Source organism: Mesorhizobium silamurunense (assembly GCF_014843825.1).
Classification (GTDB): Bacteria; Pseudomonadota; Alphaproteobacteria; order Rhizobiales; family Rhizobiaceae; genus Mesorhizobium; species Mesorhizobium silamurunense.
Window position 1 is genome coordinate 49133 of record NZ_JHQR01000151.1, and the last position, 7587, is coordinate 56719.

At 59.7% G+C, this 7587-nt stretch carries 8 protein-coding genes; all 8 read right to left on the bottom strand.

Annotated elements, in window-relative coordinates; all coding sequences use genetic code 11:
- Positions 1-2: 2 nt before the first annotated feature.
- Complete coding sequence (locus DH10_RS17285) at positions 3-1871, bottom strand: ATP-binding protein (protein WP_192385073.1); 1869 nt, start codon at positions 1869-1871, stop codon at positions 3-5.
- Between the two features lie 27 nt (positions 1872-1898).
- The gene (locus tag DH10_RS17290; RefSeq protein ID WP_192385074.1) at positions 1899-3077 is read right to left on the bottom strand and encodes a hypothetical protein; all 1179 of its coding nucleotides are present in this window, start codon (positions 3075-3077) and stop codon (positions 1899-1901) included.
- A 17-nt stretch (positions 3078-3094) separates the two neighbouring features.
- Positions 3095-3859, bottom strand: a complete 765-nt coding sequence (locus DH10_RS17295; RefSeq protein WP_192385075.1) for a hypothetical protein — start codon at positions 3857-3859, stop codon at positions 3095-3097.
- On the bottom strand, positions 3859-4227 hold the full coding sequence (locus tag DH10_RS17300) for a hypothetical protein (RefSeq protein ID WP_192385076.1): 369 nt from the start codon (positions 4225-4227) through the stop codon (positions 3859-3861). Before DH10_RS17300 ends, DH10_RS17295 begins: the two co-directional genes overlap by 1 nt.
- Positions 4228-4244: 17 nt before the next feature.
- Positions 4245-4835, bottom strand: a complete 591-nt coding sequence (locus DH10_RS17305; RefSeq protein WP_192385077.1) for an RNA polymerase sigma factor — start codon at positions 4833-4835, stop codon at positions 4245-4247.
- 482 nt (positions 4836-5317) lie between these two features.
- Positions 5318-5899: a hypothetical protein gene (locus DH10_RS17310; RefSeq protein WP_192385078.1), complete on the bottom strand. Its 582-nt coding sequence runs from the start codon at positions 5897-5899 to the stop codon at positions 5318-5320.
- 402 nt (positions 5900-6301) lie between these two features.
- Positions 6302-7021 carry an SMC-Scp complex subunit ScpB gene (gene scpB, locus DH10_RS17315; protein WP_192385079.1) on the bottom strand — a complete coding sequence of 240 codons (720 nt, stop codon included), beginning with the start codon at positions 7019-7021 and terminating at the stop codon, positions 6302-6304.
- Between the two features lie 5 nt (positions 7022-7026).
- Positions 7027-7587, bottom strand: a 561-nt coding sequence (locus DH10_RS17320) for a DUF1403 family protein (RefSeq protein ID WP_192385080.1), incomplete at its 5' end; no start/stop codon positions are given.

Sequence of the window (7587 nt, forward strand, 5' to 3'; positions counted from 1 at the left end):
TGTCAGCTTTCCAGTCTCAGCTTCGCGGTCGAGGGACGGATCTGTGTCATGATCGGGCGACGCATGTGAGCAAGGCTAACGACGGCCTGTCCCGGCTGCAGCGACGCAAGCGAGCGCCACATGCTCTGATCAATGGCAGGAATAGTCCGCCGCAACCGGCCGACGACGCTTTCGTCCTGAATCTTGTGCAGGATCCAGTTGTTGATCAGCGCCAACACCTCATCGGGCAAATTCTGCGGCAACTGCGTGACGAAGGTTAGGCCCAGCCAACGCTTACGCCCGCGCTTAGCAATGCGGGCAACCTGCTCATACAACGTCGGCATCTGTCGGATTCGCGCCGTCGACAGAAATTCGTGTGCCTCCTCGATAATGAGATTAACTGGCGTCGGCGTCTGCCCCTTGACGCTTGCCAACTCGTACGCACGCTCCTGCTCCGTCTGCAGCTGCCGCAAAACCTGCGCGATCGCCAAGTTTCGCAGCACCGGGCTGTCGAGATCTGAAAGGTCGATGATGTTGACCCGACCTGGTTTGAGCATCGCCGGGACATCTAGGTGCGCGGCATCGGCACGATCGAAGATTTTCAACCGGTGCATGCGCCAGAGGAGGCCGGAAACCTTCATCCAGCTCGACGGGACTTTCTCAAGTTCAGTCTGATCAATGATTTCTTTGAGCTTGGCCTGCGCGTCCGACCGTTTGCGCATCAGGTCGCTGGCCCAAAATGTGACTTCACCTTTCTTGAGGTGCGCGATGCATGCAGAAACGACGTCGATTAGCAGCGCCAGGGTCAGGTGTGGATAGCCTGACTCCATTTCATCCCAATCCAGGGCCTGGCGTTCCGACTCGACGTCCTTCTTGACCGGAAAAATGTTGATGTCGCCCAGCAGGCGTCGACCGATATCATAGGCGGCGAGGAAACGACCTTGTTGTGCATCGTTCATCCCGAGTATTTCTATCGCGGTCCATGGTGATAGCACGCTGAATTCGAGCGTGAACTCGGTATGTGACGGGTGGTCAGGATTGCTGGGCTCACGGCCGACGAGCGTCAGAACATGTGTGTTGGGTACGCCTTTAACGGGGAGACCCTGCGCCCTGGCAAGCGCCAGCATATCGGCATCCGCGGTCACCTCGTGCATGGTGGTGTACTCGCCTTCGGTATCGAGCAGAATGACCGCCGCCCCCTCTGCCGCGATGCCGGCGGCGTAGTTGGTGATCGTCGTAGATTTGCCGCCGCCCGTTGTGCCCAGAACCCCCGTATGCCGATAGAGTACAGACTTCTTGTGAACCGGCACCGGTACGTCGACTGTTTCGTGGCCCATTACGCGGCCGATGGCGAAATCGCCCTCCAAGCCCAGAATCGAAGACATCTCTGCATCATCAACCAGGAAGACGGGCGAATTCGGAATTGGTCGCCGATTGGCAGGCCCGATGCGACCCCCTCTTTCCTCGCCGAGCAGCTGAAGCTGAAGACGGCCGTGGTGCCCGGGCATGCCGATTGCGCCATTGACCGCCGAGATCACCATGGCGGTCGAATCAGCGCTAATACCATCCGGATCATAGAACGGTCCGGCCGACACAGTTCCGACATAGCGGCGACCGTCGGGATGGCTTTCGATGCGAAGAAGCGCCTGCGACGTTACGTTCAGAATTTTGTCCGGCGGCATCACAACCGTCACCGATCCATCGGACGAGCCGGAGGTGTCGTACAGGGTTCGCCCGAAAGATCCATCGTAAACAGCCGGCAGCTTCTTCTGACCGCCGGCCTTTTCTGACGTCTCGATCAAATTCTTCACGGCCGCGCGGCTCGTTGACGCACGGTCAGCCACCTCCGATGCATCGCTAGCCGGTTCGTGGTCTCGGTTCGCTTTGGGCATTTCACTCTCCTGAATGGGCGAGGCGCTTCACGCGCCATATTGAGTCATGACCGCCGCTGCCGGCTTGAAGATCGCATCTGATGGGAACATCTCGCGGCAGATACCGCCGGCGAGATCGAGCAGCATCGGGTAGCCTCGCGCTTCAACAAGCACGGCATCCGCCATCGCGACGATAGCGGCTTCGCTGGCGTGTTCGGCATGGGCATAGAACACCTGACTTGACGAGTGCGGCGAGACGCGAAAGACGCCGGCGACAAGCTTCCCGCTGGCGTCCGCCTGAAAGCCCTCAAGCATCCGCAGCGCTTTCTGGAATCGGCCCGTTCCATAGTGACCTTGAGTGATGACGCCGTGCATGTAGGAGTTCAGATCGTCGACGATCGCATATTCAAGGGGGAGTAACGCATCGCCGATGGTCCGCAGCAGGCGGTCGTTCGATCCGTGCGGAACATAGACGAAGCGCTTGTGGTCGAGCAGCAACTCACGAAAAAGCGGAACGGACAACTCGATCAGTTCGGGCATCCCAGCCCCCGTGAGCAATTCCTTCGGCAGGGGATGGCCATGGCCCATCCGCCATGGCGCTTCTGCCTTGCGCGCCATGACCGCCAACTCGGCATTGGCCATCAATCCGCGTCGCAGCATGTCCGATACGCCCGCTTCCTCGGCATCCTCGGCTGCTTTGCGTTGGGCAAGCAAGGCGAGCGTTCGATCAAGCGCGGTGCGTCCTGAGACCTTGACGTCCTTCTGAAACACTCGGTGGCCCCAGGTCCCATGGTCGCCCAGATAGGTCGCAAGTGCTATGGCCGTCTGAAAGATCGTCATCGGAAGCGTCTGATGAACGACCGACGCCCCATCAACGGCTTGGACATGCCCGCTGAATAGCAAGTGCTGCTGAACTGTCCGCAACTCGCCAAGTTCGACTTCGTGAACTCCAGCATCACGGGGAGCACCTACGCGGCGGGCGATCAAAGGGAAGGCCTGCTCGCGAATGTCGCGGCGGGCTTCCATTTCCCGGACTTGCGCCGCAATAATCTCCCTCTGCAGACGATCAAACTGCTCCGCCATCCGGTGGGCGGGGTCCCAATTGTCGATGTCGAGCGTGTCCTCAATGCGCTCGCCGGTAGCGTCCTCGTAGCTCCGCCCAGCTGCCGATCCCGCTTCGCGTGGCGCCGATTTAGCTTCATCTTGGTCGACAGCAGAATTAGCCATGCGCCGGTCCTTTTATCCTACATATGCCGCTCGCGCTCTATCTTGGACGCCGCCTTGCGAAGTTGCTCCACTAAGGAAGGGCGATTGCGGCCCGCAGCGTTCACGATACGCGGCGCGTGACGATCGGCATCGCCCGGTGACAGCCCAAAGGTTTCTATCAAGCAGGCGGTGGCCGCTGCCCGATCGATGCGCCCACTTCGACCAAGCGTGCGGGCAATGACAATGCCTATAGGGGCGAGGGCAAGGAACGCAGCCTCATCGGCTTCATATTCCATGACTTCCGCGGCGGCTGTCAGTGGTACACCGTCGTCCCGTTCCATCACGTCCGCAAACGCGCCGAGCGGGCATCCCGACAAAATGCCCGCAAGTTGTTCCGGTGCCGTCGGCGCTCGAAGGCCATCGAGTACGTCAATGATCGCCGGGCCAAGGCGAGCGATCGCGAGTTCGCGCCGCGTTAAGTAATGACCTGCAAAATGGGCCAGTTCATGCGCGAGAGCGAACCTCACGAGCGCTGAATCATCTTCGTCGAGAAAAATCATACCGAAGCCTCGGTGGGCAACCAAGCAGCCGCGCAGGCGTCGTTTTCGTAGGGACGCGGCTGCGCGACCGGTCGCGACAGCCAGCGTCTGGACGACGTCCGCGGTGGTAAGGCCAGCGCGGACAATGATCGAAACGGGCAAGGTCAGCGGTGCGCATTCGGCGAGATCACGCGGAAAGCCGGAGCCGACAAAGTCGGTTCCGGCTGTAATTCGCGCTGCAACTGCGGCGGCGTCAAACGCCATCAATCGGTATCCTGTTTCTCCTCGTCCACGTCGAGCGCGGCGATCAGCATTTCGCCGTCGTCATTGGCATTCGCGAAGGCCTTTGCGCTTTCAGCGAAACGTAGCATATTGACGAGGGCCAGTGGATTCACGCCCAACGCGGTTGCCAACTCCATTGCCGCCCCGGGTATTGCAGCGCCTTCCGGCCGCGGTGTTACCGCGAGCCGCCACAGCTGGTTCTCATCACAACGCAGCTCGACGGTGGCCGAGCGCCCTGGATTTGCACGTTCCCAAATCGCCAGAGCACTACCGACGAAATCGGATCGATCACGCGCCGCCTGGGCCATCGCGCGCCCCAGACGTTCGGTCTCTGCTGAATTTCGGTCCATTGTAATCTCCGTATTAATCATGCCTTCGTCCCCTCCCCAAAGCGGCGAGCTCTGCCGCGGATACGCTCCAACCGTCTTCCCGCTTCCTCTAGCCCAGCTTCATCGGCGGTCAAGCCGAGAGCTTGAGCGACTACGGGCACCGAACTCGCACCCACCTTTATGAGGTTGACGATGACTGCGTCGCCAGGATCCTTCACCAAATGGTCGCCAAATCGCTCCCAGTCGATCTGCTGGATCATTGAATCCTCGTCGTCGACTGTCGCTAACGGATCATCAGAAGTATTTTCGATCGCCGAATACGTACCCTCATGTTTTGTGCGGCGAGCCTGCGAGCGCCGAAGGGTCATAGCTTTGCCTTTGGCGATAGCGGCGAGGTACGTTGTCAGCTCAGCGAGCTGAGGATTGTAATTCGTCGGGGCAGCCAGATATTTGAACAAGGCGTCGAAGCAGGCCTCTTCGACATCCTGATGGTCATGGAGACCAGCTACGTCGCGCTTAACGATGGCAACCAGCGACGCAATGACCAACTCAACGATCTTCGAGGCGGCACGCGTATCACCCGCCAGAAGCTGACCATGTAGCGTCAGGAGTTCTTTCTGTTTCGACATTCTAGTCCTCTCACCGTCCGGTCGACGTCACCGGCTGATTCGGTGCCGATCTTTGTTCGACGTCATATATCTGCCGCTCAACGGCGAATCTGGACGCGCGAAATAGGAATTTTTGGCCGTTACAGATTATGCACGAAAGTCAGCTCAAGAACCGATGGCTTGGGAAGCGACGCGTGAACGATACCGCGGCACCGCGAAAGCTGTTGGATTCAGGGCAAGGTGACGGCCGTTTTCGCCCTAGAGTGAAGCGCTCGACTTGATCACGACCCAGCAATTGCCAACCAAAATCGTCATCCGTGATGTCACGAAAGACAAAGCCGAGCACCTTTTCGTCTTGATCAGCCCACCATGAAAGCTCCTCTGCCAAAACCCGAGCCAAGGACCTGCGCCTGCCAAGGGAGTGGAGATCGAAGGGCGTCGCGCGATATGTTTGCTGGAGAAGATAGTCCTCCTGGCGCTGCGCTCTTTTTGCGTTTCGCCGTTTATCCGACTCGAAACGGTGCCTTCGACATGAGCCGAATGGCGGTTGCGATCGCAAAATGTGCATCGTGGGCAAGAACATCTTCGGCGAGCTCTCCGCCGGTGACGGAACGCCTCACCAAATTGTCCGGGTCGTTTACGTTCCGGAAATGAGAGAGCGGGTTGCGGAGGTCCGCCAATCGTTTGAGATCAGTGACCTCTCCCGAGGAGAGAAAGCCGTTGGCTGAGCTTCGCCTAAGGGTTTCATGAAAACCCACCTTCGGCGGAAGATCCTCTCCTGCTACATGCAGAAACCCGGCCAGAGTATTTTCCGCAAGCGATTGGCAAAGTAAAATGGTCGCGGCGAAATTGCCGTGGACGAATGACGACCGGGCCTCGATCAACGCCGTATGAGCTACGGTTCCTCCAAAGAGAAGCGTTCCGCCAATCCCCAACGAGCGTCCGTGATCGATCAAATAGTGATACCGGCCGAGTCGGCCTGCTAGGTCATCGTGCAGCTCGGCCAGTAGTAGTTGGAAAAGTTCGACGTCCGACGGAGTTGAAAAGAGATCATCAGTGTGATCGTCTGCATCGATTTCGTTCATGTTCCGCTCGTGGGCACCGTGGAGACCGCACACCACCCGCGATGAAGCAATTTTTCGCAGAAATCTGCATCCCGCCAATCGCTTCAAAAATGGTGCCGGTCAAGTCTTTCCAATGCCATCGCTTGTGTCAGAAAAATAGCCCGTTTCTGACAGCTTTCAACAAAGGGGGATTTTTAGTTGGTCGAATTTTGTGCGAGACATCCCCTGCCCGTCATCTCGCGCAGTCAAGCTCGTTTCAACGAGGTCGAGCGTCTCCCGTTTTCTCACTTTCAGCCTGTCCTGGATCAGGCCAGACCAAACGAGGGCTGGCTGATTTCGATCCATGTCCGAAATAAGCCGACAAATTTCGGACAATGCCTACACGAGCGCCAACTGTCGGCCAGTTGCGTCGTCAACGCCCCGCTATTCGCTCGTCTCGCCTCCGAAGTCCTCATTGCCGGCCGCAAAGTCGGGCATGATGTCGCCGCCCAGCAACTTCTCCTTCGACAGCAGTCCGGCATCCTCGAGCGCCTCGAAATCCGGCAGGTCGCGCAGCGTGTCGAGCCCGAACTCCAGCAGGAATTCTTTCGTCGTCACATATGTGTAGGGCGCGCCGGGTGTCGGACTGCGCGGACCGGACGCAATCAGCTTCGCGCCGCGCAGATGCCCGATCAGGTCGCGAGAAATCTCTTTCCCAAAAAAGCTGGACAGTTCTCCACGCGTAATCGGCTGGAAATAGGCGATGCACATCAGCACCAGCACGTCCGACTGCGTCAGGTCTGCGGCACGCCCGTTCCCGCCGACGGCCGTGCCAAATGCACTGCGGATGGCATCGGCATAGGCCGGCCGGGTCAGATGCTTCCAGCCACCAGCGACGGCGACGAGGTCATAGGGCCGGCCGCGCAGTTCTTCGCGGATGTCGTCGATCAGCAGGTCGATGCTGCAGTTTTTTCCGACGATCCGCGCGAGCGTCTCGCGGCCGACCGGTTCGCTGGCGGCAAAAATAGTCGCCTCAACGCGATGCATCCATTCCCGCCAGCGCGCCTCCGGCGGCAGCTGATCCAGCTCCCGATCAAACAGGCGGTCGCCTGATCGACCGTCATCTGGCCGCCCCTTCCCTCGTCTGCGCGCTGCTTCCGCCATCGCTTTCAGATCCCGTAGATGCGGAAGGTCGGGCGGCCGGATAGTTCACGCACGGCGCCGAGTTCGACCAGACGGTCGAACAGGCGGCGCAGCCCACGGTCACTCATGCCTACGATGTTTTCCGAGGCAACGATCGCATCGTCGGATAGGAGCTTTTCGACAACAGCATCTGCTGCCTTGGCCCTGAGTTTCGGCGCAACGGCAAGCAGCCGATCCGCGCGGCGCTCGAGCTCGACGGACAGATCAATGGCGCGCAGCGCGGCGCGCGCCGTCGCGGCCAGCAGGCTTTTGGCACGCTCAGGATCTGTCTCAATGCTTGTCGCCGCAGAGCTGGCTGCCAATCGACGCGTGCGGGCGCCTGTCCCCAAGGCTGCCTCGGCGCCCAGCAGCGGCATGGCGTATGCCCAACCCAGCCGCTGCGCCAGCAGGGCGTCGGCGAGCCATGCCCCGACGGCGCGCCCAAAGCCGTGGCGTTCAGCGGCCATGAATGTGCCGGTCAGCGTTGCGACCATACCAGAGCCGGCCGCGAGTTGCCGAAGATCATCCGCCAGATCGCTGACCACCTC